We start from the raw sequence: 23,298 nt of genomic DNA, 5'->3' as shown, positions 1-23,298 counted from the left end.
GGCCCGCTGCTCGCTCCTACGGCTGGCTCATCTCCGACAGCGAGTCGAGCAGCTTCTGCATCGCGGTCGGATCGGACGCCGCGCTCATCAGTTCGGGCACGTTGAACAGCACGGCCGTCGTCACGATGATGGTTCCGATGACAACGATCGCACCCGCGGTCAGCGGCACCCAGAATGCCAGCTTCCGAGCGCGCATGCGTTGAATCGAGAAGATGAGGCTCACGGCGAAGATCGCGAAGATCGCGATCGCGGTCACGGTGCCGACGGTGCCGACCCAGGATGGAACGCTGAAATTCTCGAGCTCGAACGCCGAACCCATCAGCGAGAAACTCGCCGGAAGGCTCATCATCGATGCGGCGAAGTTCAACGAGCCGAACATGCCGAGCACGAGCAGGATGATCGTGATGACGCGATCCGCCGTGCGCGGCTTCTGCTGCGCTGCTCCGTAGCCGTTCTCGGGTGCGTACGACGGGGTTTGGCGAGGTGCCGGATCGCGCGGGGCCGGCGGTGCGTCTCCGCGGTACGGCTCGGGTTCGCGTGCTCCCGTCGAGGGTGCCGCAGGCGAAGCCGGTGCAGGTGCGCCCGACGCGTCGCCTCGGGCGCCGAGGTTGTGCGGCACTCCGGTCACCGGGGATCCCGGGGCGCTGGAGTTCAGCGAAGAGGTGCCCCCGCGCGAATCGTCATTCGCCTCGGGCGTCCACTCCCACCCCTCGGGCGCCAGCTCGCCGTACGCCGGTTGCGGGCGCTCCGACGGCCGTGCCTGCGTTCCGTCTTCGTGGGGAACCGCCACTATGCGCTCACCGACTTCCCTGCGGAGCCGAGCTGCTCGGCGGCGACAGCCACACGAGCCGCCATCGCGGTCTCGGTCACCTTGCCCCAGGCGCGGGGATCGTACTGCTTCTTGTTCCCGACCTCGCCGTCGATCTTGAGCACGCCGTCGTAGTTCTTCAGGATGTAGTCGGCGAGGGCGCGCGTGAACGCATACTGCGTATCGGTGTCGATGTTCATCTTGATGACGCCGTTGCGCACGGCCTCCGCGATCTCCTCGGCGGACGAGCCCGAACCGCCGTGGAACACCAGGTCGAGGGGCTTCTCACCGGTGCTGTACTTCGTCTGCAGGCCCTGCTGGATCTCCGCGAGCAGCTCGGGGCGCAGCGAGACACCGCCCGGCTTGTACACGCCGTGCACGTTGCCGAAGGTGAGCGCCGTCAGATAGCGGCCCTGGTCGCCCAGACCGAGTGCCTCGACGGTCGCGACTGCGTCGTCGAGCGTCGTGTACAGCTGGTCGTTGATCTCGTGGCTCACGCCATCCTCTTCGCCGCCCACGACGCCGATCTCGACCTCGAGCACGACGTTCATCGCGGCCAGGCGGGGGAGCAGCTCCTTCGCGATCTCGAGGTTCTCGGGGAGCGGAACGGCCGACCCGTCCCACATGTGCGACTGGAAGTAGGGCAGGCCGCCATCCGCGACGCGCGCCTCGCTCGCGGCCACCAGCGGCAGGAGAAAGTCGTCGAGCGCGTTCTTCGGGCAATGGTCGGTGTGCAGCGCCACGGTCACGTCGTGGGCCTTCGCAACCTCCTCCGCGTACTTCGCGAAGGCGATCGCGCCGCCCGCGCGATTCTTCACGGTGTGCCCGGCGAGATAGTCGGAACCGCCCGTCGTCACCTGGATGATCCCGTCCGACCCCGCTTCGGCGAAGCCCTGCAGGGCGGCGTTCAGGGTCTGCGAGCTCGAGACGTTGACCGCGGGGAACGCGAACGCTCCGGTCTTCGCGGCGTCGAGCATGGCGGCGTACTGTTCCGGTGTTGCGACGGGCATGTGCGCTCCTTGACTTCGTAGGGTTCCGCTTCGTCGCACCAGTCTACGCGGTAGGGTTGCAGGCATGACTGAACCTGATTCGCTGGGCGAATGGCAGCCCGATCGCAACCTCGCAATGGAGCTCGTGCGCGCTACTGAGGCGGCGGCGATGCGTGCAACACCGTGGATCGGACGCGGAGACAAGAACGCAGCGGATGGCGCAGCGGTCGACGCGATGCGCCGCTTTCTCTCGACGGTGAACATGCGCGGCACGGTGGTCATCGGCGAGGGCGAGAAGGACGAGGCCCCCTGGCTGTTCAACGGCGAGGTCGTCGGGAACGGGGAGGGTGCCGAGTGCGACGTCGCTGTCGATCCGATCGACGGCACCCGTCTCACCGCTGAGGGGCGCCCGGGGGCGCTCTCCGTCATCGCGGTGGCCGACCGCGGGAGCATGTACGATCCGTCGGCGGTGTTCTACATGGACAAGCTCGTCTGCGGGCCGCTCGGCGTCGGCGTCGTCGACATACGTCGCCCCATCGGCGAGAACATCCGCGCTCTCGCTCGCGCGAAGAAGGTCGACGTGTCCGACATCCGCGTCGCAGTGCTCGACCGTCCGCGGCACGAGGAGCTCATCTCCGAGATCCGCGCCGCCGGTGCGGGCACGCGCCTGCTCATGGACGGGGATGTCGCAGGCGGAGTGAACGCCGCGCGCTGGGACTCGAACATCGACCTCTGCGTCGGCATCGGCGGAACCCCGGAGGGCATCATCACGGCGTGCGCCGTGAAGGCGCTCGGCGGAGTGATCCAGGGGCGGCTCTGGCCGAAGGACGATGAGGAGCGTCAGCGCGCCCTCGACGCCGGTCACGATCTCGATCGGGTGCTCGAGGCGAATGATCTCGTCGCGAGCGACAACTGCTACTTCGTCGCGACCGGCATCACCGATGCCGAGTTCGTCGACGGCGTGAAGCGCAACGGACCCTTCGTGCGTGCGGAGAGCATCGTGATGCGCGCGCACTCGGGCACGATTCGTCACGTCACGAGCGACATGGATCCCAACCGCTGGTCGTGATCAGGTGATCGGAGGGCTCGGGCGCTGTGCGCTCGGGCCCTCCGCCGTTCGGGGGTTCAGATCTCGAACGGCGCTTCCGTAGGGAAGTGCTTCCGCAGGCTGAGGCCCACGCCCTCCTCGTCGTTCGAGAGCGTCCGCTCGACGTGCGGTGCGATCTGCAGCGCTGGATCCGCATTGCCCATCAGTACTCCGACGCCGGCCTCCTCGAGCATGGGCGCATCTGCCTCGGTGTCGCCGAAGGCGATGACCTCGCGAGGCGCAATGCCCAAGCGTTCGCTCAGCGATCTCAGCGCGACGTGTTTGCGCGATGTCGTGACCTCGAGCACCCGGGCCGAGAGATGCGCGAACACGCTCGGCAACTCGCGGTCGATCACTGCCTTGATCGGCGCAAGCGCCTCGCGATCGCCCCGGAACATCAGCTTGAGCACGGGGTCGGCGGGGGCACGCGGCCGGGTGCCGTCCCCGACCGTGTCGGGCCAGATCGACGTATTGCGGGCTTCGCGCAGCCCCCAGAACCCCATATCGCTGACGTGCCACTCAGTCGCGGTGTACAGGCCGACGTGCACGTCGGAGCCCTGCACGGCGTCGAGCATGAGTTCGACGGCGGAGCTGTCGAAGGGATGCTCCTCGAGCACCGTGAGACGGCCGCCCTCGCGCAGGCGGACGCTGCCTCCGCCGAAGGCGATGTGCGAGGTGGGCACTCCGAGTTTGCGCTCGATGATCAGGGATGCATCGATGGCGCGCGCGGTGACGATGACCGGATGCACACCGGTCTCGACGACTCGCGCGATCTCCTTCCGCGTGAAGGGCATGATCTGCTTCGCGCTGTTGGTCAGCGTGCCGTCGATGTCCAGGGCGAGGAGCCGAAGCGGCGTCTCATCGGCGGGGGAGTGAGCCGCGTGAGCATGCGCGGCGCGCGTGAGCGCGTCAGAGGCCATGCTCATACGCTAGCGCACGCGAGAAGTGCGATCTGGTGCGCCCGATGCCTCACTCGTCATCCCACAGGCCTTCTGTCGTGTGATCGCGTTCAGCGACGGGCAGCATGTCATCGATCGCCGTGGAGGCGCTGCCGGCCGGCTCCAGCGTTTCCACTGCACGCAGCCGCTTCTCGACGGCGCGTGTGCGGCGCCCCGCTTCGCTCACCGTGTTCTGCGCCGTCGCGAGCTGCTTGCCGAGTTTCTCCCACACCTGCCCGTACTTCTGGAACTCGCCCTTCGCCGCGCTCAGCACCTTCCAGACCTCCGAGCTGCGTCGCTCGATGGCCAGGGTGCGGAATCCCAGCTGCAGGCTGTTGAGCAGCGACATCAGCACCGTGGGCCCCGCGACCGTCACGTGGAACTCCGATTGCAGACGACTCGTGAGGCCCGGTCGTCGAATGACTTCTGCGAACAAGCCCTCTGTGGGCAGGTACATGATGCCGAAGTCCGTGGTGTGCGGCGGCTCCAGATACTTGTCGCGAATGAGCTTCGCCTGCGTGATGATCACGCGTTCGACGACCTTGCTCGCGGCCTCGACCTCACCGCGGTCGCCGCGCTCCTGCGCTTCGAGGAGCCGCTCGTAATCCTCCTGCGGGAACTTGGAATCGATCGGCAGCCAGACGGTTTCGCGGTCGTCGCCGCGCCCCGGCAACTTCACGGCGAACTCGACTCGCTCGGCGGAGCCGGGTCGCACCGCCACGTTCTCCGCGTACTGCTCGGGCGTCAACATGTCTTCGAGCTGGCGGGCCAGCTGAACCTCGCCCCAGCTGCCGCGGTTCTTCACGTTGGTCAGCACGCGCTTGAGGCCGCCCACGTCTGAGGCGAGGGTCTGCATCTCGCCGAGCCCCTTCTGCACCTGCTCGAGGCGATCGCTCACGAGACGGAACGACTCGCCGAGGCGGCGCTCGAGCGTCCCCTGCAGTTTCTCGTCGACGGTCTCACGCATCTTCTCGAGCTTCGCCTCGTTCCCCTGACGCAGCTTCTCGAGCTCATCTCGCAGCACCTGCTGCAGCTCCGTCTGCTTCGCCACGTGCACCTCGCCGAGGGTCTGCACTCGCCGAGCGTTCTCATCGAGCGAAGCCTTCAGACGCTGCTGCAGCTGCTCACCCACTGCGACCCGCACCTGCTCGAGCTTCGCGTCGTTCGCCGCGCGAAGATCGTCGAACCGCGCCTCGACGCTCGCCCGCAGCGTGTTCTGCGACGAGAGCGTCGCCTGCGCGCTCGTGTGCAGTCGATCGGTGATGCCCGAGAGCGCCTGGCCGATCTCGCCGCGCTGCGCGGAGAGATCCTGGCGGATCTCGGCCGGGAGGGCGCGGATATCGCTCGGAGCGGTGGCGGATCCGGATCCGCGACCGGTGCGCAGCAGCACGACGACGAGCACCGCGATCAGGAGGAGGAGGTTGGCGCTCAACAGCGCGATCGTCAGAGTGTTCATGGAGCACCGCGTTTCGAGGAGGGGATGGACGTGCAGATGTACGGTCTCACGCGCCTCCGACATTCACGGTGCAGGCACGACCTGATCGTCGAAATCGATGCCGTTCGCAGCGAGCCGCACCTCGGTGAACACGCCGCTTCCCGCGTACGGAGCGAGCGCATCGCGTGCCGCGGTCACGGCGCTGCTGCTGGCATCGCGGAGATAGATCGTCAGCTCCGGCCCGCTCTCCGCCAGGTGCACGATCGTGCGATCGATGCCGGTGATGCTGCTGCGCGCACTCAAGCCCGACCGCGTCGCCTCCGCTGCGACCTCGGGGGAGACCGCACCCGGTCGCACCGCCACCCAGAACGCGGTGCCGCCGTCCGGCGCATGGACGCGGAACGATCCGCGCAGTTCGGGCGTCGCGGCGATGATCCTCACCGCGGCCTCGAGACCCGCGATCTCGTGCGTGCGGACGGCGAGCTCGGAGCCCGGGGAGGCGTACTCCACGACCGCGCCACCCGGTACTCGCGTGAGCTGATCGAGGGCGGTATCACGAGCCGCATCGGAGCTCGCATCCTGGTCGCCGGTCGAGGCGCCCTCGTCGAAGGCGATGCGCGCCTCGATGCCCAGCCGGTCGGCCGCGGCCGAGAGCTCGGCGGCGGCACTCGACGTCACCGCCTCGGTCGAGCTGGTCGCGACCGAGATCGCTGCATCGCTCACCGTGATCCGCCGATGATCGATGCGCGCCGCGAGCTCGAAGAGTTCCATGAGATCGTCGGTGCGCGCTCCCGTCTGCAGCGAGACCTCGACCGAGGTTCCGCTGCCTCCGACCGCCCCGATGCGCTCCGCCGTGAGCACGAGCGGGGTGCCGTCCGCGGCGTTCTGCAGCGCCGGCACGATCGATGGGAGTGCTGCCGTGTCGGGCGCCGTGACACGCACGGTGTACGCATCTGACGGGTCGGTCTGCTCGGAGGTGCCGGTGATCCCGAGCGCGAAGCGGACGCCGTCGGTCGACGGGAGCTCCGCCATCGCTGCAGCAGCGCGGGCGAAGCGGGAGAGCGCAGCCTCCGAGATGCACGCGCCCTCCACGCGGAGTTCCACCGAGCCATCGGCGACCGAGGTCTCGCCGGTGCGAATCGTCGCGGCGTCGATTCGGGTCTCCTGCGCGCAACTGGCCTCGGCGAGGTCGTGCGCCTGCGCGGTGCTGAAGTCGGGCTTCGTGATCACGGTGGCGTCGTACCGGGGGCTGCTGCTCGGCCAGTTGTTCTGGTACCGCCAGTCCGCGGAAACGACGCCGTCGCTCGACTCGAGGGCCGACGCCCACCCTCGCTGGCTGAGACCCCAGCTCGCGCATCCGCTGAGCAGAAGCAGCGCGGAGGCGAGCGCCAGCGCGGCACGGAACCGGGCGCCCATGCGATCGTTCCGGATCAAGCCCCTCACAGGACGAGCATATCCGCGCGCATCACAGTTTGAGCGGAATCGCCTTCAACTGCTGAATGCGCACTCCGGTCTGCTTCGCGAGAGCCGTCACCGAGTCGACCCCGTGTCTGCGCGCCGCGTCGGAGATGATCGCAGCGCACGCCTCCGCATCTGCCAGCGCGTCGTGATGCGCGAACTCGCCGTAGCCCGCCGCGGCGGCCGAGAGCGGGAGCCGGTGCGAGGGGATCTCGTAGGTCTTGCGAGACACCTGCACGCTGCAGAGATACTTGAGCCGCGGCGTCGGCGTCACGGTCTCGGCGCACGCCGCGCGTATCACGCCCATGTCGAAGCTCGCGTTATGGGCGACGGCGACGTCGCTCCCGATGAACTCCCGAAGCTCTGACAGCTGCTCGGCCCAGTCGCGCGACTCGGCCACCATCGCCGGCGTGATGCCGTGGATTCGGATGTTCAGCGGGAGAAAGGCATCATGCCCGGCCGGGGGGCGGATCAACCAGTGCACGCGATCCACCACCGCGCCTGCGCGCACCCGCACCAGGCCGACCGAGCACGCGGAAGACGGGTGGCTGTTGGCGGTCTCGAAATCGATGGCGGTGAAGTCGACGGGCACCCCTCAACTCTGTCACACGCCCCTGACACCGGCGGTCGCGCGCTGCATTCCGAAACCGGTCGGATCCGGCGATGAGCGGAAAGCGGTGCGACAATGGGCAGCAGCAACCGCAGCGTTCCAGTCGAACCGGAGGCATCGCATGGCCGAACATCGCATATTCTCGACGAGCTTCGCGAGCGTGTACGTGCACTACGTTGCGAAAGCTGAGCGCAAGGGGCGCACCCGGGCCGAAGTGGATCACGTCATCAGCTGGCTCACCGGGTACGACGTCGCAGACCTCGAACGCATCGTCGCCGACGAGACGGACTTCCGCACATTCTTCGCCGAGGCCCCGCGCATGAACCCCAACGCCGGTCTGATCACGGGGGTGATCTGCGGGGTGCGGGTGGAGGAGATCGAGGATCCGCTGATGCAGCGGATCCGTTACATGGACAAGCTCGTCGATGAGGTCGCCCGCGGCAAGAAGATGACCTCGATCCTGCGCGGCTCCTCAGCCTGACGCCCCTGCGAGCTCGTCGTCGCCGGGCGCGGCCCGAGCCGCGTAGACTGGTCTCCCGTGGCTCTCACTATCGGCATCGTAGGTCTCCCCAACGTCGGCAAGTCGACTCTGTTCAATGCGTTGACTCAGAACGACGCACTCGCGGCGAACTACCCGTTCGCGACGATCGAACCGAACATCGGCGTCGTCAATCTGCCCGACCGTCGGCTCGACGTGCTCGCCGAGATCTTCGGCTCCGAGCGCATTCTCCCGGCGCCGGTCAGCTTCGTCGACATCGCGGGCATCGTGCGCGGCGCGAGCGAGGGGGAGGGGCTCGGCAACCAGTTCCTCGCCAACATCCGCGAGGCCGATGCCATCGCCCAGGTGGTGCGGGGCTTCCAGGATCCCGACGTCATCCACGTCGACGGCGCGGTGAACCCCGCCGGCGATATGGAGACGATCAACACCGAGCTCATCATCGCCGACCTCCAGACCATCGAGAAGGCGCTGGTGCGCTTCGAGAAGGAGCTGAAGAACAAGAAGATCGACCCCTCGGTCGTCGAGACGGCGAAGGCGGCGCAGGCCGCGCTGAACGATGGGAAGGTGCTCTCGCAGTCGGGCATCGATCTGGAGCTGATCCGGGAGCTGGGTCTTCTCACTGCGAAGCCGTTCCTCTACGTGTTCAACGTCGACGAGACCGTGCTGCAGGATCGGGCGCAGCTCGACGAGCTGGCCGCGCTCGTCGCGCCGGCCCGCGCCATCTTCCTCGACGCGAAGATCGAGAGCGAACTCATCGAGCTCGACGCGGAGGACGCAGCGGAGCTGCTCGCGTCGATCGGCCAGGAGGAGAGCGGCCTCGATCAGCTCGCGCGCGTCGGGTTCGAGACCCTGGGGCTGCAGACGTACCTCACTGCGGGCCCGAAGGAGGCGCGCGCCTGGACGATCAAGCGGGGCGCCACGGCGCCGCAAGCGGCGGGCGCGATTCACACGGACTTCGAGAAGGGCTTCATCAAGGGCGAGATCATCTCGTTCGACGACCTCGTCGAGGCCGGGTCGGTGGCCGAAGCGCGCGCGAAGGGCAAGGCCCGCATGGAGGGCAAGGACTACGTGATGCAGGACGGCGACGTCTGCGAGTGGCGGTTTAACGTCTGATCGCCGTGGCGGGGTTCCGACCCGGAGAAACCGCCGGAATTGGGAAGAAGTAGTCCCCGAGCAGGGATAGCGATGGCCAACGATCCACTGAGCCTTGACGAGGCTGGCGAATGGGCCGGCTTGTGGTGGCTGCCGGATGACCCGGACGAGCGTATTCCAGGCATCCTTCGGTATGACGCCGAGGAAGGCCTTTCGCTCTCGCTGATAGGCGCGTTCGAGGATCGCATCATGTCGAAGCCTGCTCCCGGGATGACTGTGTTCCAAGAAGGCACGAGAACGTGGAAGGTTATTCACGGGGCGGCTGAGCAGCGCGAGGTCACTCTCCTCGACTGTGTCCCCACTGGCGGGAAGCGGACCATGTTCGCGCGGGTAAAGAGCCCGGACAAACAGACTGTGATTGCGTCGATCGCGATCATCGGCGCGCACCTCAAGGGTGAGGAGGACGCGGCCTTCTCGGCGGCCGAGATCTCGGTCGAGGACCTGGGTTACTGGGCGGCATCGTCGGTGTTCGAGGGCTTCCACGGTGCTCCCGACGGTAGGTTGGACGGGACCGGGCAGATCTCGGTGAAGCCAGTCGATGCGCAGTCTGTCGTGGTCGACGGTACCGAGTATCGCCTGGTACACACGTATACGCTTCCCTCCCTCGACCAGCGCAAGGGAGAAACAGTGGGGCGCATGACGGACAAGGTCTCGGTCCGAGTCGCTCCATCCGAACCGTTGTCATTGAGCGCTGCATTAAAGGCGGCGAGTCTGATACAGGACTTGATCGCCTTAGCAACGCACTGCGCCGCAGGCGTGATTTGGCTTCGATTGGAAGTGGCCGGGACCGAATCGGCCCTTCCGGACGGAAAGTCCCTGCCGCCGCGGCGGGCCGACGTTCTTTACTCTCCCGCAGCGCTTGGCAAGCACGACGCGAAGGCGGTCGACCATCGCCGTCTGTTCTTTACCTGTGACTCGCTCCCGTTCGAAGAGGTCTTGCCCCGCTGGTGCGAGGCACATGGCCGCCTGCAAGCGGCGACCAATATGATCCTTGGCCTCCGATACGCGCCGGCCCTCTTCGTCGAGAACAATCTCCTGACTGCTGTCGGTGCGGCCGAGGTTCTACATCGCGGCCTGCGCATCGACGAGAAGCCGTTTCCCAAAGCGGAGTTCACGACGATGCGTGAAGCGATGCTGGCGCAGGTCCCAGATGAATACCGGGACAAGTTCAAAGGCGCCATCCGGAACGATCCAACGCTCCGGGACCGGCTCCACGCCCTCGTCGAGCGCCCTGATCGGGAAGCAATCGCGTTCCTCGTGCCGGACGTCGACTATTGGGCGAGGAGGACGACGTGGGCCCGCAATGACCTCACACACGAGGGCAGGACATCGAACCACTCCTTCGAGGAATTGCTCGCCGTCGTGGAGGTGACGACGGCGGTCGTGATCCTCAACTTGCTGCACGAGCTTGGTCTGCCGGCCGAGCGTCAACGCGAGATCGTGCAGCAGCACCCGCAGCTGAGGGCGACGTCGCGAACGGCGAGGGAATGGCTGATGGCTCCGGGATTCGATTCCTAAGCGACCTCCTGCCAGAAGGCGGTCGCATGAGCACTCAAGACTCTGTCCCCTTAAAGTAGCCGCCCCGCCTGACCGCGGGCATATTGGGCTTGAGGTCCGAACCCGTTCTTGGTGTGTTGCCATGAATTACCGCGGCACGGAATGCTCGAAGAGGGCAAAGCTGGGGGAACCTGACGTTTCTCGAAGCGGCGACGTGCCAGCGGCGAAGAGTGCCGGGGGCTCTATGGCTTGTGCCGCCGTGTGCGTCGCTAGAGTGACCACATGCAGTACGACGCGCTGAGCAACCTCTTCTCCCTCGACGGACGTCGAGCGCTCGTCACGGGCGGGAGCTCCGGGATCGGCCGCGCGATCGCGACGGCGCTCGCCGCCGCCGGAGCTCATGTGATCGTTGCAGCGCGAACACCGGCGACCATCGACGCCACGGTCGCGGATATCGTCGACCGAGGCGGGTCGGCGGAGGGCGCGGTGGCGGACCTGGCCGAGCGATCCGGCGCTCATGCGCTTGCCGATCGCGTCAGCGACATCGACGTGCTCGTGAACTCCGCGGGAATCAATCTGCGCCCGCCGCTGCCCGAACTCACCGAGGAGACGTGGGACCGCACGATGCGGGTGAATCTCGACGCCCCGTTCATCCTGGGGCAGCGACTCGCACCGCGCATGGCGGAGCGCGGGTACGGACGCATCATTCACATCAGCTCGCAGCAGGCGCAGCGCCCGTTCGCATCGAGCGGTGCGTACGGCGTCTCGAAAGCGGGGCTTGAAGCCCTGGCGCGATCGCAGGCGGAGGCGTGGTCGCCGCGAGGGGTGACTGCGAATGTGCTCGTTCCGGCTTCGTGCGCACACCGTTGAACGAGCGGCTCTCATCCGACCCCGATGCCGTGCGCGCCCTCGAGGCGCGAACGCTCATCGGGCGAAACGGCGCCCCCGAGGACTTCATGGGACCCGCAGTGTTTCTCGCGGGCCCCGGCTCAGCGTACGTGACCGGACAGACCATCCCGGTCGACGGGGGCTTTTCCGTGCACTGAGCGCGCTGCCGCGTCTCGGTCGATTCGCTCAGCGAATTCCGCGCATCAGGCGCAGGATCGGCCCGCGCACCATTACGAGCACGATGCCGACCGCGATCGAGATGAGCCCGATCGTGAGGAAGTACGGCACCTCGTCGTCGGTGGAGTAGAAGCCCGAGAGCGCACCGGCGCCGGCGGAGCCGAGTGCGATCGAGATGAAGTGGAGCGCCACCATCTGGGAGTGGAACGCGTGCGGTGAGAGTTTGGTCGCGAGCGATTGGCCGACGGGCGAGATGCAGAGCTCCGCGAAGGTGAAGAGCAGGAGGATCAGCACGATCGCGTAGAAGGGGACCGAGCCGTCCGCTCCACCGGAGAAGGGGATGAACGCGAGGAACGCGAGGCCCATGATCACGGTGCCGAGTGCGAACTTGATCGGGGTGCTCGGCTGGCGCTCGCCGAGTCGCGTCCACATGGCGGCGAAGACGCCCGCGAAGATGATGATGAACACCGGGTTGATCGAAGTGACGACGCTCGGCGCGAGCTCGAATCCGAAGAGATTGCGATCGAGGCGCTGATCCGAGTAGATCGCGATCACGGTGAACTGCTGCTGGAACAGCGTCCAGAACACGGCGGAGGCGATGAAGAGCGGGATGTACGAGAACACCCTGCTGCGCTCCTCCGCCGTGACACGAGCACTCGAAGCGATCACCGAGAAGACCGCGATCGCCGAGACGATGGTGAGTGCGACGACGATGACCGCCAGGTTCTCGGCGCGCAGCAATCCGAGCAGGGCAGCGGCCGCAATGATGGCGATGGCTGCGATGAGGATCACGATCCACCGCATGCCCTCCGCTCGCGTCAACGGGTTCGTGGGGTGCGAGCCCGACTCGGTCACCGTGTGCCGGCGCAGGAGCAGATACTGCAGGAGGCCGAGCGCCATGCCGACGGCGGCGAGACCGAAGCCCCAGTGGAAGCCCTGCCAACCCCAGACGAGACTGGTGAGCAGAGGGCCGATGAAGCCGCCGATGTTGACGCCCATGTAATAGATCGAGAACGCGGCGTCGCGGCGCATGTCCTTGGGATCGTACAGATCGCCGAGCACCGTCGACGTCGTGGTCTTGAGTGATCCCGCTCCCAGGGCCACGCACACGAGCCCGACACCGAGGCCGACGACCCCGGGAATGACAGCGAGGGCGATGTGCCCGAACATGATGACGACCGCTGAGACGACCAGTGTCTTCTCGGCGCCGAGCACGCGGTCGGCGACCCACCCGCCGAGCACCGAGGAGAGGTAGACGAGCCCGCCGTAGGCTCCGACGATAGAGGTCGCGGCCGCCTCCGACATGCCCAGGCCGCCCTGCGAGAGCGAGTAGTAGATGTAGAAGGCGAGCAGGCCCTGCATGCCGTAGAAGCTGAATCGCTCCCACATCTCGACCCCTGCAAGGTTCGCGAGCCCCCACGGGTGCCCGAAGAAGCCGCGCTCCTGCTTCGCCGTCGTCATCGCCGTCGCGGCGTGCTCATGCTTCGTCATCATGCCCCTGCTCTTCCGTCGATCTCAGGCGGATGTCGTCGTTGTGCAGATTCGCGCACCAGCCTACTGCCGACCGTTCGCTGGGAGAGCTCGACGTGCTACCGTGGCCGTGCGGCACCGCACCTGATACGGTTCGCGCGATGGCACTCGCAGAGGAGGCGACCATGACGGAGAAGGTCACTGGTCCGAAATCGTACTTCCCGTCGATCGAGCAGAAGTACGGGCTCAGCATCGACACGTGGATCGAGCGTCTCCGCCCGCTCGCCGGGCAGAAGCATATGGAGCAGGTCGCCTTCCTGAAAGAACAGGGAATGGGGCACGGTCACGCGAATGCGCTCGTGCACGTGTTCCGAGCCGAGCATGATGGCGCCTGACCGGCCGGTGCGTGCGATCCCAGGTGGCGCAGGCGCCCGAGAGATAGCCTGAATTCATGAGTACTCCGATGGCTTCCGCGCAGAACGAGAACGCGCGCGAAAACCCCGCCGATGATGAGATCACGATCTCGCCGAGTGCGCTGCGCACGCTCGGCGATCAGATGCAGCGGTTCATGCTCGAGTACCGGTTCGCGATGGAGGAGGTCGAGACGAAGCTCGCGATTCTGCGCGAGGAGTTCCTCCACATGCACGAGTACAACCCGATCGAGCATGTCTCGAGCCGGGTGAAGTCGGTCGAGAGTCTGGTGGCGAAGCTCGAGCGGCGCGGCATCGGCACCGATTTCGAGGTGATCCGCACGCAGATCTACGACATCGCGGGTGTACGGGTGACGTGCGCGTTCATCCGCGACGTCTACCAGCTGTTCGACCTGCTCACCCAGCAGGACGACATCACGGTGCTCGAGGTCGAGGACTACATCGAGACGCCGAAGGCGAACGGGTACAAGAGTCTGCACACGATCATCTCCGTCCCCGTGTACCTGTCGACGGGTCGTGTGGACGTGCCGGTCGAGGTGCAGTTCCGCACGATCGCCATGGACTTCTGGGCGAGCCTCGAGCACAAGATCTATTACAAGTACGAGCGCCAGGTGCCCGATACATTGATTCGCGAACTGAAGCACGCCGCGGAGACCGCGGCCGAGCTCGACACGCGCATGGAGCGGCTCCACGTGCAGATGCACGGCGAGCCGCCCCTGCATACGGCCCCGCTCGACCTGCGCGCAGTGCGCGACCGCATCCACCGCGTGTAGGGCGAACGGGGCGCATGGACCACTCGGGTCGGCGCCCCGTGCTCCACGGGAGCCCGGCGCTCCGCGTCAGGAACGGACGCGCGCTCGGCCGGCGGAGAACGCGACGAGGGCGATCGCCGCAGCACCGACCATAATGATCGCGAGCGGCAGCGCGGTGCGCTCGCCGCCGATGCTGACGAAGGGCGATGCGGCCGCAGCGAGCCCGAACTGCAGCGCGCCGAGCAGCGCCGAGGCGGTTCCGGCCGCACCGGGGACGGCCGAGAGTGCGAGTGCGGTGACGTTGCCCATGACGAATCCGAGCGATGCCACGACGACGAAGACGGCAGCTGCGAGCACCCAGGGGGAGGCGGCGAGCAGGGCTGCGCCGAGCATGACGAGCGAGCCGATCGCGACGCCGCAGAGCCCGATGAGCGCGAGCCTGCGCGGCCCGACGCGCGTGACCAGGCGAGCCGACACCGCGCTGGTCGCGACGAGGGCGAGCGCGTTCAATCCGAACAGCAGCCCGTACTGGAGCTCGTTCGCCCCGAGCATGGACTGGTACAGGAACGGCGACGCCGAGATGTACGACATCATCACCGTGAATGCCGCCGCGAACGCGACCGTGTGGCCGAGGTACTGCCGTGAGACGAGCTGGTGCAGGAGAGAACCGCGGCTGCGGCGCTCTTCCGCGATCCGCGCGCGGCGTTCGGCCGGCAGCGTCTCGCGCACGCCCCAGATGACGGCTCCGAGCATCACGAGCGCGATGACGAGCAGCACTGCGAGTACCCCGCGCCAGCCGAGCGGCTCGGCGAGTACGCCGCCGATCAGCGGCGCGACGACGGGCGCGACTCCGCTGACGATCATCATGAGGCTCATCGCTCGCGCTGCGACTGCGCCCGTAGCGAGATCGGAGATGATGGCGCGCCCGAGCACCATGCCTGCGGCTCCGGAGACCCCCTGCAGAACACGAGCCGCGACGAGCACGCCGAGGTTCGGTGCGACGACGGCCGCGATACTCGCGATGATCAGCACGACGGAGCCGATGAGCAGTGGAAGGCGACGGCCGTAGCGATCCGAGAGCGGCCCGAAGACCAGCTGCCCGACCATGATGCCGACGAGGAAGCCGGTGAGCGTGAGCTGCACGCCGGTGGCGTTCGTGCCGAGATCACCTGCGATGGCGGGAAATGCGGGGAGGTACAGGTCGATGCCGAAGGGGGCGACTGCTGCGAGGAGACCGAGAACCACGAGGAGCGCGGGGCCGAGCGCCCGGCTCTGAGCAGTCGGGTCCGACGAGTGCGTCGGAAGGGCGGGTGAAGACGATGACATGAGTAGTTATCTTACTATAAATATTTACGGCATCTGGCCTACGATGAGTACATGCACGACCCTTCTGCCCCCGACGCCTTATCACCCGAGTCGGAGGCGCTCGCGGACCTCGCCGGCGCCGTCGTGTCTCTCTCTCGCGAAATCGAGTTCCGGCACGAGCACGCCGACTTCATCTCGCTGACGCAGACCGAGCGGCTCGTTCTGAGCACCCTCGACCGGCACGGCGAATCCGCACCGGGGGAGCTCGCCGAGCGGCTCGGTCTGCAGCGATCCAACCTCAGCACGGCGCTGCGCGGACTCGAATCGAAGGCGCTCGTCGAGCGACGCCGCTCCAGGCCGGACGGTCGCGGGGTGCTCGTGCGGTCCACTCCGCTCGCAGCGGAGAACCTCTCGCGCGTGCGTGCGCGCTGGTCGGAGGTGCTCGAAGCGGTCGCTCCGGAGGGGCTCGACACGGCGGGCGTCGCGATCATGCTGCAGCGCATGGCCCAGGCCCTCGTCGAACAGCGCAGCGCGCGGACGTGATCCTGCCGCCTCGCCGTCCGGTTCGGGTACGGTGAGTGACATGGAGCGCGAGCATCTTCCCGGCGGGTCCGGCGGCGTGTGGCGCGTGCGGGAGGCGGACGGGGTCACGCGCGTGCATCGTCCGACAGGGCCCTGGACCCCGGCGGTCCACGCACTGCTGGCGTTCCTCGACGCGCGGGGCCTCGACGGTATTCCTCGGGTGCACGGCTTCGACGGCGAGGGTCAGGAGATCCTCGACTATCTCCCCGGGCGCACGCTCGACCCCGAGGTTGACAGCGTCGATGACGCCGCCCTGGCTGCGGCGGTGTCGTGGTTGCGCAGATTCCACGATGCCGTGCGCCACTTCACCCCCGGCGTGCTCGAGTGGCGGCAGGGAGTGCAGCGACTCGAAGCGGGCCAGGTCGTGTGCCACAACGATCCCGGGCTCTACAACTGGATGGTGGTGGACGGCACGTTCGCCGGAATGATCGACTGGGATCGCGCCGGCCCGGGCGATCCGGTCGACGATCTGGCCTTCATGTGCTGGTCGTCGATCCCGCTGCTGCGCGAGACCGCGCCGAGCGATGCCGCGAGGCGGCTCGTCCTGGCGGCGGAGACCTACGGCGGCGTGACCGCGCAGCAGCTGCTGATCGCGGTCGAAGCGCGCATGTCGCTCATCTCCGCGCGATGGCGGGATGGGATCGAGCGCGGCGATCCGGGCACCCTCGCACTGCGAGACGCGGGCATCATGGATCGGCATCATCGACGTGTCGAGGAGTTCCTGCGGCGCCGCACTGAGATCACGGCGGTGCTGGAGGCGGAAGGCGCACTGCAGAACGAGGAGGAGGCACTATGACGATCATTGTGACCGACGGCGGCATCGAGACGGCGCTGACCGATCGGCTCGAGCAGCACCTGCCGGAGTTCGCCGCCTTCGTGCTGCTCGATTCCGCGGAGGGCCGGATCGCGCTGCGCGCCTACTACGCGCCGTTCCTCGCGGTCGCTCGTGAGCACGACCTGCCCCTGGTGCTCGATACGCCGACCTGGCGCGCGAACATCGATTGGGGCGACCGCCTCGGGTACGGCGTCGACGATCTCGCGCGCGTGAATGCGGACGCCGTCGCCTTCGTGCGGGAGCTCGACGAGGTCGAGCCGACGGGAGCGCCGGATGCAGCCCCGGAGATCATCGTGAACGGCTGCGTAGGGCCCCGGTTCGACGACTTCGTCGGAGACGAGCGGATGAGCGCGCATGAGGCGGAGGAGTATCACTCCGCCCAGGTGCGCGCGCTCGCCGAAGCGGGGGTCGACCGCGTCACCTCGGTGACCACGCTCGATGCGGCGGAGGCCATCGGGGTCGTGCGGGCCGCCGTCGCGGCGCGCGTTCCCGCGTTCGTGTCGTTCGTCGTGAACGCCGACGGCATGCTCGCCGACGGCAGCTCGATCGCCGAGGCGATCGCGGAGGTCGACCGCGAGACCGGCAGTGCTCCGGAAGGCTACCTGATCAATTGCGCCCACCCCAGCGAGGTGGCGACCGGCCTGGCGCGGAATGCGGGCGCTGGTGAACTCGAGCGCATCGTCGGTTTCCGTCTGAACGCCGCCGCGACCGGGGACTCGGGAGCCGGGGATGAGCCTCGTGCGTTCGCCGAGGCGGAGCTCGCGCTGCGAGAACTCGCTCCGCTGGCGGCGGTGTTCGGCGGGTGCTGCGGCACCGATGCTCCGCATATCGCCTCACTGGCTGCACTGGGGCGGAGCGACGGCATCGCGGACGATGCGAATGAGGCTCCCATCAAGCGCGGATAGGCTGTCGACGTGAGTAAAGACCCATTCGAGGAACTCTTCGGGCCCGCAGACGCCGACCCGCCGGCCGAGCCGCGACCCGTTCCGGCCCGCGAGCGGCTGTCGTACGAGCAGGCCGAGCGCGTTCGCACGGCGCAGCTCGAGACCGAGCCTCGGCGTCAGGGGACGCGAGGCGCTCCCAAGGCCCTGCCGTGGATCGTCGTCGGCGCAGTGGCGGTCATCGCGATCATCGTGTGCATCGTGCTCGTGAACACGGTTCGCGGGGGCACGAGCAGTGACAACGCTGCCGACCAGGAGCCGACGACGACATCGGCTCCGAATGAGACGCCATCGCCATCGCCGTCGAACGAGGCGGACGACGACCCGGACGGGTCCGACGACGCCGATGCGGCGGATCCGAACGAGGTTCCGGCGGTGGAGGTGGGGCCGACCAGTACGCTCGACATCCCCGCATGGGGCGTGACGTCGGAGCTCAGCCAGAAGTTCGGGATGACGAGCTACGTCATTCCCGACAATGTGAACCTGCAGCTGAGCAGCCCGCTCATCGATTCGCTGCCCGAGGAGTGCGCGGCGATGCGCACGCAGTGGGGAGTGACGAAGGGCAGCGACGGCACGTACTCCGTGCTTAAGCCCGCGGAGACCTGCGAGGCGGCGCCGGAACTGTACGACGAGCTCTGGGGCCTGACGGACGCCTTCGCGAAGAGCGTGACGCCGGTCGGCTGACGGGATCTTCGGCTCCAGACATCGCTCACCCGGCCGGCGCTCCGAAGAGCGCCGGCCAGAGCGCCAGCGCGAGGGGGTAGCCCGCGAAACTCACGATGTCGAGGATCCAGTGGGCGATGATCAGGGGGAGTGCACGACCCCACCGCTGATACGCCCAGCCGAAGACGACGCCCATGATCACGTTGCCGATGAATCCTCCGAAGCCCTGGTAGAGGTGGTAGCTGCCGCGCAGCAGCGCACTAGCGACGATCGTCGCCCATGGACCGACGCCGAGTCGTCTGAACCGCTCGAACAGATACGCGACGACGATCAGCTCCTCGCCCAGTGCGGCGCGCAGAGCCTGCAGCACGAGCAGCGGTACGGTCCACCAAGCGGCGTCGAGCGCCGTGGGCACCACGGTCGTATTGATGCCGATCGCTTTGGCGAACAGGTAGAACGCGAGGCCCGGGATGCCGATCGCGGCGGCGAGCAGCACGCCGCCGCCGGTCTCGCGCCCCCACCACCGCGGCCCGCCGTGCATCGGTCTGCCGAGTCCGAGTCTCGAGAGGTGCGGGCGCGAGTTCGACCAGAGCAGGTAGACGACCAGCGCGACGGGCGCGAGCCCGAAGGCGAACGAGAGCAGCTGGGAGACGAGATCGAAGATCGGGCGATCCGACAGCGGGCGGTTGATCGTCGCGGTCTGCTGCGACAGCGCCGTCTCGCGCGTGAGTCGCTCGACGATCGAGACGATCGCGTACACGGCTGAGGCGCCGAAGGAGAGCGCGAGCACGATGGCGATCTCCCAGCGGAGGCGAGTGCGGTGGCGAGCTGTCGTCATAGCGTCAGCGTATCGCCGGACTCTCAGGAATGTGTCGGGTCGCCACAGCGCGGAGCCGCCACGCCTCGCAACTTTCGCGGAGAGCTACAAGCCTCGGTTACGAAGGAGTTACGCCGACCCGAATTGTGCGCATCCGGTCTGACAGGTCTGTAGTCTGGTTCCGTACTATCGAATCTTTCGGGTGCGTATCGAGCGAGAGTTCTTTCAGCATGCCGGGGGACATTTCAAGGAGGAAACCTGTGAAGCGATCACGGATCGGCTACACGTTCATCGCCCTGGCGGCCGCGGGTGCACTCGCACTCTCCGGCTGCTCGTCGAGCGGTGGAGAGACGGGCGGCGGAGATGCCGGCTCGGGCGGCGGCATCATCACCGTGAACAACACCGAGCCGCAGAAGGGGCTCGTTCCCGCGGATACGACAGAGGTCGGCGGCGGCAAGGTCGTCGACGCGCTCTGGGAGGGCCTCGTCTACTACGACATCGACGGCGTGACCCAGATGGGCGTCGCCGAGTCGATCGAATCCGACGACAACACGACTTGGACCATCAAGCTCCGCGAAGACGCGGTGTTCTCCGATGGCACGCCGGTCATGGCGAAGAACTTCGTCGACGCGTGGAACTACGCGGCGAACGTCGACAACGCGATGGGCAACCAGTACTTCTTCAGCACCATCGAGGGCTTCAGCGAGACCGAGCCGGTCGAGGCGATGTCGGGTCTGAAGATCGTCGACGACTACACCTTTACGGTGAAGGCGACCCCCGACTTCCCGGATCGTCTCGGATACTCGGCGTACTACCCGCTGCCCGACGTCGCGTTCGAGGACATGGAGGCGTTCGGCCAGAACCCCATCGGCAACGGCCTCTACAAGATGGACGGCGAAGACGCCTGGAAGCACAACGAGTCCATCAGCCTCGTGAAGAACGACACCTACGTCGGCCCCCGCGAGGTGGCCAACGACGGCGTGGACTTCAAGATCTACGCGTCGCTCGACGCGGCGTACACCGATCTGCTCGGCAACAACCTCGACGTGCTCGATCAGATCCCCGACACCTCGTTCGCGGTGTTCCAGGACGAGCTCGGCGACCGTGCGATCAACCAGGCGGGCGCGCTCACCACGACGCTCGCGATCTCCGAGAACCTCGAGCACTTCTCCGGCGAGGAGGGCAAGCTCCGCCGCGCGGCGCTCTCGATGGCGCTGGATCGCGAGGAGATCATCGACGTGATCTTCGAGGGCACGAACGTGCCGGCCAAGGACTTCACCTCACCGGTGGTCGACGGCTACGCCGAGGATCTCGAAGGCGCGGAGAAGCTCGAGTTCAACCCCGAAGAGGCGCAGAAGCTGTGGGCCGAGGCGGACGCCATGAGCCCGTTCGAGGGAACGCTCGAGGTGGCCACCAACTCCGACGGCCCGCACCAGGTGTGGGTCGAGGCCGTCGCCAACCAGTGGGCGAACAACCTGGAGATCGAGGCGGCTCCGAAGCTGTACCCGACCTTCCAGGCGTTCCTCGATGATCGCGAAGCCGACGTCGTGGGCGGTCCGTTCCGCGCCGGCTGGCAGGGCGACTACCCGGGTGCGTACAACTACCTGCAGCCGCTGTACTACACGGGCGCGAGCTCGAACCACGGCTTCTACGCGAACCCGGAGTTCGACGCGCTGCTGGACGAGGCCGCTGCTGAGAGCGATCACGATGCGCGCGTCGAGAAGCTGAACGAGGCGCAGGAGATCCTCCTCGAGGACATGCCCTCGATTCCGCTGTGGTACCAGGGCACGACCGGTGGGCACAGCGAGGGCGTCGACAACGTCGCCTTCGGCTGGAACTCGGTTCCCCTGTTCAACGAGATCACCAAGAACTGATCGAGTTCACTCGGGCCCCGAACGCGATGTTCGGGGCCCGACCCTCGTCCGTGCGCCGTTGCCGTGCGGGCGAGTTCATTTCCGGCGCGTCAGGGACACCGGCGTCCCGAATACGGTTCCGCGCCACGATTGCGAGAGAAAACGCACCATGTCTACGACCAGCGAACGGGGGAGCGGCGCATGCTGAGATACATCCTCTTCCGAATCCTTCAGGTGATTCCAGTCCTTCTGGGCACCACATTCCTCATCTACTTCATGGTGTTCGCCATGCCGGGAGACCCCGTCGCCGCGATGTTCGGCGACAAGGTGCCGAGCGATGCGGTGCTCGAGCGACTGCGCGAGCAGTACAACCTCGACAAGCCGTTCTTCATCCAGTACCTGCTCTACCTGCAGGGCCTCTTCGTCGGCGACTTCGGCATCAGCTTCTCGGGTGAACCCGTCTCCGAGATCCTCGCGCGCACGTTCCCCGTGACGATCAAGCTCGCCCTCATGGCGATCGCGATCTCCCTCGTGCTCGCAGTCGTCATCGGGCTCTTCTCGGGCCTGCGCAAGGGCCGGTTCTTCGACAACATCAACCTCATCATCGGCCTGCTGTTCCTGAGCATCCCGATCTTCGTCGTCGCCTTCATCGGGCAGTACGGGCTCGGGCTCAAACTGGGCTGGTTCAATCCGACCGTCGGTGCGGGCGCACCGCTGCAGGATCTTCTGCTGCCCGCGATCGTGCTGGGAGTCTCGCTCTACGCGACCAGCATGCGCCTCACCCGCGCTTCGGTCATCGACACGCTCAACCAGGATTTCGTGCGCACCGCGTACGCCAAGGGTCTCAGCCGGGGCCGCGTCATCCCGGTGCACGTGCTGCGCAACTCCCTGATTCCGACCATCACCAACACCGCGACGGATTTCGGCACGCTCATGGTCGGTGCGACCGTCACGGAGGGCATCTTCAACGTGCCCGGCGTCGGCAACGTGCTCTTCAACGCCATCCTCAAGGGCGAGAACACGACGGTGGTCTCGTTCGTGACCGTCATGGTGCTGATCTACCTCGGCGTCAATCTCGCCGTCGACCTGCTCTACGCCGTACTCGATCCGAGGATCCGCTATGCCTGAGTCACCACAGTCCTCCTCCGCGTCGAACCGCCGCGCGCGGCCGCCCATCACGCACTTCGTGGCACCGATCGACGAGACTCCCGTCGTCGCCGTCGACGCGGTGCGCATCGCCGAGAAGAAGTCGACGCTCTGGCTCGACGCCTGGCGCGACATGCGTCGTCGCCCGATGTTCTGGATCTCCGCTGTGATCATCTTCGCGGTGGTGCTGATCTCCCTCTTCCCGGGGCTCTTCAGCCAGGCGGATCCGCGCGCCTGCGCACTCTCGTTCTCGAACGCGGGGCCCTCGACCGGGCACCCGCTCGGGTACAACAAGCAGGGCTGCGACGTGTACTCGCGGATCATCCACGGTACGTCCACCTCGGTGTCGGTCGGCCTGCTGGTCATCGCGATCACGTTCGTTGTCGGCACGATCATGGGCGCCCTCGCAGGCTTCTTCGGGGGCTTCGTCGACACGGTGCTCTCGCGCGTGGGCGACATCTTCTTCTCGATCCCCTACATCCTCGCGGCCGTCGTCGTCATGAGCGTGCTCTCCGACCACCGCAATCCGCTCGTCATCGCACTCGCGATCGGCGGCTTCTCGTGGCCGATCACCGCGCGCATCGTGCGAAGCGAGATCCTCCGGGTGAAGAACGCCGACTTCGTCATGGCGTCGGAATCCCTGGGGCTCTCACGCTTCAACACCCTGCTGCGGCACGTGCTGCCGAACGCGATCGCGCCGGCGATCGTGGTGACGACGCTCTCGCTGGCCTCCGCGATCGTGGCCGAAGCGACGCTGTCGTTCCTCGGCGTCGGGCTCCCCGCCGGCGAGTTCATCAGCTGGGGCAACGACATCAGCGCCGCACAGCTGTCGCTACGCACGGACCCCATGCCGTTGATCTACCCGTCCCTCGCGCTGACCATCACCGTGCTCGGATTCATCCTGCTCGGCGAGTCGGTGCGAGATGCCCTTGATCCGAAGGCGAGAGCACGTCGATGAGCGAAGC

General features: G+C 67.0%; 22 protein-coding genes and 1 pseudogene. 14 read left to right on the top strand and 9 right to left on the bottom strand.

The features are described from left to right. Positions 1-16: 16 nt before the first annotated feature. Both PQI23_RS04915 and fbaA read right to left on the bottom strand, forming a co-directional pair. Entirely contained in the window at positions 17-790 is a 774-nt protein-coding gene (locus PQI23_RS04915; protein ID WP_339972111.1) for a DUF6264 family protein, read from the bottom strand. Further along, positions 790-1,818: a class II fructose-bisphosphate aldolase gene (fbaA, locus tag PQI23_RS04910; protein ID WP_339972109.1), complete on the bottom strand. Its 1,029-nt coding sequence runs from the start codon at positions 1,816-1,818 to the stop codon at positions 790-792. Before fbaA ends, PQI23_RS04915 begins: the two co-directional genes overlap by 1 nt. 64 nt (positions 1,819-1,882) lie before the next feature. Here fbaA and glpX point away from each other — a divergent pair, with 64 nt between their 5' ends. After that, positions 1,883-2,866, top strand: a complete 984-nt coding sequence (gene glpX, locus PQI23_RS04905; RefSeq protein WP_339972107.1) for a class II fructose-bisphosphatase — start codon at positions 1,883-1,885, stop codon at positions 2,864-2,866. Between the two features lie 56 nt (positions 2,867-2,922). Here glpX and PQI23_RS04900 read toward each other — a convergent pair whose 3' ends face one another. From PQI23_RS04900 to PQI23_RS04885, 4 genes are all read right to left on the bottom strand, one after another. After that, the gene (locus tag PQI23_RS04900) at positions 2,923-3,804 is read right to left on the bottom strand and encodes an HAD hydrolase family protein (protein WP_339972105.1); all 882 of its coding nucleotides are present in this window, start codon (positions 3,802-3,804) and stop codon (positions 2,923-2,925) included. Positions 3,805-3,853: 49 nt separating this feature from the next. Continuing rightward, a complete protein-coding gene (rmuC, locus tag PQI23_RS04895; protein ID WP_339972103.1) occupies positions 3,854-5,278 on the bottom strand; it encodes a DNA recombination protein RmuC in 1,425 nt (474 codons plus the stop codon). Between the two features lie 63 nt (positions 5,279-5,341). Further along, positions 5,342-6,700 (bottom strand): hypothetical protein, encoded by a 1,359-nt coding sequence (locus PQI23_RS04890; protein WP_339972102.1) that lies wholly within the window; start codon positions 6,698-6,700, stop codon positions 5,342-5,344. A gap of 22 nt (positions 6,701-6,722) precedes the next feature. Continuing rightward, entirely contained in the window at positions 6,723-7,307 is a 585-nt protein-coding gene (locus PQI23_RS04885) for a 3'-5' exonuclease (protein ID WP_339972100.1), read from the bottom strand. Between the two features lie 139 nt (positions 7,308-7,446). Here PQI23_RS04885 and PQI23_RS04880 point away from each other — a divergent pair, with 139 nt between their 5' ends. The 4 genes and pseudogenes from PQI23_RS04880 to PQI23_RS04865 all read left to right on the top strand — a co-directional run bounded on the left by PQI23_RS04880 (position 7,447) and on the right by PQI23_RS04865 (position 11,519). Continuing rightward, on the top strand, positions 7,447-7,806 hold the full coding sequence (locus PQI23_RS04880; protein ID WP_339972098.1) for a DUF2200 domain-containing protein: 360 nt from the start codon (positions 7,447-7,449) through the stop codon (positions 7,804-7,806). Positions 7,807-7,863: 57 nt separating this feature from the next. Next, positions 7,864-8,937 (top strand): redox-regulated ATPase YchF, encoded by a 1,074-nt coding sequence (gene ychF, locus PQI23_RS04875; RefSeq protein ID WP_339972096.1) that lies wholly within the window; start codon positions 7,864-7,866, stop codon positions 8,935-8,937. A 72-nt stretch (positions 8,938-9,009) separates the two neighbouring features. Next, entirely contained in the window at positions 9,010-10,494 is a 1,485-nt protein-coding gene (locus PQI23_RS04870) for an ApeA N-terminal domain 1-containing protein (RefSeq protein WP_339972094.1), read from the top strand. Positions 10,495-10,755: 261 nt separating this feature from the next. Next, positions 10,756-11,519, top strand: a pseudogene (locus tag PQI23_RS04865) (SDR family NAD(P)-dependent oxidoreductase). A gap of 28 nt (positions 11,520-11,547) precedes the next feature. On the opposite strand, the gene PQI23_RS04855 reads toward PQI23_RS04865, so the two are convergent. Beyond that, a complete protein-coding gene (locus PQI23_RS04855) occupies positions 11,548-13,029 on the bottom strand; it encodes a peptide MFS transporter (RefSeq protein ID WP_445238405.1) in 1,482 nt (493 codons plus the stop codon). 140 nt (positions 13,030-13,169) lie between these two features. On the opposite strand from PQI23_RS04855, the gene PQI23_RS04850 reads away from it, so the two are divergent. Further along, positions 13,170-13,403: a DUF4287 domain-containing protein gene (locus PQI23_RS04850; RefSeq protein ID WP_445238401.1), complete on the top strand. Its 234-nt coding sequence runs from the start codon at positions 13,170-13,172 to the stop codon at positions 13,401-13,403. 68 nt (positions 13,404-13,471) lie between these two features. Beyond that, the gene (locus tag PQI23_RS04845; RefSeq protein WP_445238404.1) at positions 13,472-14,212 is read left to right on the top strand and encodes a GTP pyrophosphokinase; all 741 of its coding nucleotides are present in this window, start codon (positions 13,472-13,474) and stop codon (positions 14,210-14,212) included. A gap of 66 nt (positions 14,213-14,278) precedes the next feature. Here PQI23_RS04845 and PQI23_RS04840 read toward each other — a convergent pair whose 3' ends face one another. Then, positions 14,279-15,517, bottom strand: a complete 1,239-nt coding sequence (locus PQI23_RS04840) for a multidrug effflux MFS transporter (protein WP_339972084.1) — start codon at positions 15,515-15,517, stop codon at positions 14,279-14,281. Positions 15,518-15,568: 51 nt separating this feature from the next. Between PQI23_RS04840 and PQI23_RS04835 the strand changes: the two genes are divergently transcribed. The 4 genes from PQI23_RS04835 to PQI23_RS04820 are packed head-to-tail and all read left to right on the top strand — an operon-like array spanning position 15,569 to position 18,538. Beyond that, positions 15,569-16,039, top strand: a complete 471-nt coding sequence (locus PQI23_RS04835) for a MarR family winged helix-turn-helix transcriptional regulator (RefSeq protein ID WP_339972082.1) — start codon at positions 15,569-15,571, stop codon at positions 16,037-16,039. A 40-nt stretch (positions 16,040-16,079) separates the two neighbouring features. After that, positions 16,080-16,874 (top strand): phosphotransferase, encoded by a 795-nt coding sequence (locus PQI23_RS04830; RefSeq protein ID WP_339972080.1) that lies wholly within the window; start codon positions 16,080-16,082, stop codon positions 16,872-16,874. Further along, entirely contained in the window at positions 16,871-17,818 is a 948-nt protein-coding gene (locus tag PQI23_RS04825) for a homocysteine S-methyltransferase family protein (RefSeq protein WP_339972078.1), read from the top strand. Before PQI23_RS04830 ends, PQI23_RS04825 begins: the two co-directional genes overlap by 4 nt. A 9-nt stretch (positions 17,819-17,827) precedes the next feature. Next, complete coding sequence (locus tag PQI23_RS04820) at positions 17,828-18,538, top strand: hypothetical protein (protein ID WP_339972076.1); 711 nt, start codon at positions 17,828-17,830, stop codon at positions 18,536-18,538. Positions 18,539-18,563: 25 nt separating this feature from the next. Here PQI23_RS04820 and PQI23_RS04815 read toward each other — a convergent pair whose 3' ends face one another. After that, positions 18,564-19,355 carry a CPBP family intramembrane glutamic endopeptidase gene (locus PQI23_RS04815; protein ID WP_339972074.1) on the bottom strand — a complete coding sequence of 264 codons (792 nt, stop codon included), beginning with the start codon at positions 19,353-19,355 and terminating at the stop codon, positions 18,564-18,566. Between the two features lie 239 nt (positions 19,356-19,594). On the opposite strand from PQI23_RS04815, the gene PQI23_RS04810 reads away from it, so the two are divergent. The 3 genes from PQI23_RS04810 to PQI23_RS04800 all read left to right on the top strand — a co-directional run bounded on the left by PQI23_RS04810 (position 19,595) and on the right by PQI23_RS04800 (position 23,291). After that, on the top strand, positions 19,595-21,208 hold the full coding sequence (locus PQI23_RS04810) for a peptide ABC transporter substrate-binding protein (RefSeq protein WP_339972072.1): 1,614 nt from the start codon (positions 19,595-19,597) through the stop codon (positions 21,206-21,208). Positions 21,209-21,388: 180 nt separating this feature from the next. After that, on the top strand, positions 21,389-22,315 hold the full coding sequence (locus PQI23_RS04805; RefSeq protein WP_339972070.1) for an ABC transporter permease: 927 nt from the start codon (positions 21,389-21,391) through the stop codon (positions 22,313-22,315). Further along, complete coding sequence (locus PQI23_RS04800; RefSeq protein WP_339972068.1) at positions 22,308-23,291, top strand: ABC transporter permease; 984 nt, start codon at positions 22,308-22,310, stop codon at positions 23,289-23,291. The genes PQI23_RS04805 and PQI23_RS04800 overlap by 8 nt, the downstream gene beginning before the upstream one ends. Positions 23,292-23,298: the final 7 nt, after the last annotated feature.

Origin of the sequence: Leucobacter sp. USCH14 (genome assembly GCF_037619215.1) — a bacterium.
Taxonomy (GTDB): domain Bacteria; phylum Actinomycetota; class Actinomycetes; order Actinomycetales; family Microbacteriaceae; genus Leucobacter.
This window is presented reverse-complemented; position numbering and strand designations above follow the sequence as displayed.

Bases quoted from the DNA above. Each gene is read 5' to 3' on its own strand.
- fbaA (WP_339972109.1), bottom strand. From the start codon at position 1,818: ATGCCCGTCGCAACACCGGAACAGTACGCCGCCATGCTCGACGCCGCG.
- glpX (WP_339972107.1), top strand. From the start codon at position 1,883: ATGACTGAACCTGATTCGCTGGGCGAATGGCAGCCCGATCGCAACCTC.
- PQI23_RS04900 (WP_339972105.1), bottom strand. From the start codon at position 3,804: ATGGCCTCTGACGCGCTCACGCGCGCCGCGCATGCTCACGCGGCTCAC.
- rmuC (WP_339972103.1), bottom strand. From the start codon at position 5,278: ATGAACACTCTGACGATCGCGCTGTTGAGCGCCAACCTCCTCCTCCTG.
- PQI23_RS04880 (WP_339972098.1), top strand. From the start codon at position 7,447: ATGGCCGAACATCGCATATTCTCGACGAGCTTCGCGAGCGTGTACGTG.
- PQI23_RS04870 (WP_339972094.1), top strand. From the start codon at position 9,010: ATGGCCAACGATCCACTGAGCCTTGACGAGGCTGGCGAATGGGCCGGC.
- PQI23_RS04855 (WP_445238405.1), bottom strand. From the start codon at position 13,029: ATGACGAAGCATGAGCACGCCGCGACGGCGATGACGACGGCGAAGCAG.
- PQI23_RS04850 (WP_445238401.1), top strand. From the start codon at position 13,170: ATGGCACTCGCAGAGGAGGCGACCATGACGGAGAAGGTCACTGGTCCG.
- PQI23_RS04845 (WP_445238404.1), top strand. From the start codon at position 13,472: ATGGCTTCCGCGCAGAACGAGAACGCGCGCGAAAACCCCGCCGATGAT.
- PQI23_RS04840 (WP_339972084.1), bottom strand. From the start codon at position 15,517: ATGTCATCGTCTTCACCCGCCCTTCCGACGCACTCGTCGGACCCGACT.
- PQI23_RS04835 (WP_339972082.1), top strand. From the start codon at position 15,569: ATGCACGACCCTTCTGCCCCCGACGCCTTATCACCCGAGTCGGAGGCG.
- PQI23_RS04830 (WP_339972080.1), top strand. From the start codon at position 16,080: ATGGAGCGCGAGCATCTTCCCGGCGGGTCCGGCGGCGTGTGGCGCGTG.
- PQI23_RS04825 (WP_339972078.1), top strand. From the start codon at position 16,871: ATGACGATCATTGTGACCGACGGCGGCATCGAGACGGCGCTGACCGAT.
- PQI23_RS04815 (WP_339972074.1), bottom strand. From the start codon at position 19,355: ATGACGACAGCTCGCCACCGCACTCGCCTCCGCTGGGAGATCGCCATC.
- PQI23_RS04805 (WP_339972070.1), top strand. From the start codon at position 21,389: ATGCTGAGATACATCCTCTTCCGAATCCTTCAGGTGATTCCAGTCCTT.
- PQI23_RS04800 (WP_339972068.1), top strand. From the start codon at position 22,308: ATGCCTGAGTCACCACAGTCCTCCTCCGCGTCGAACCGCCGCGCGCGG.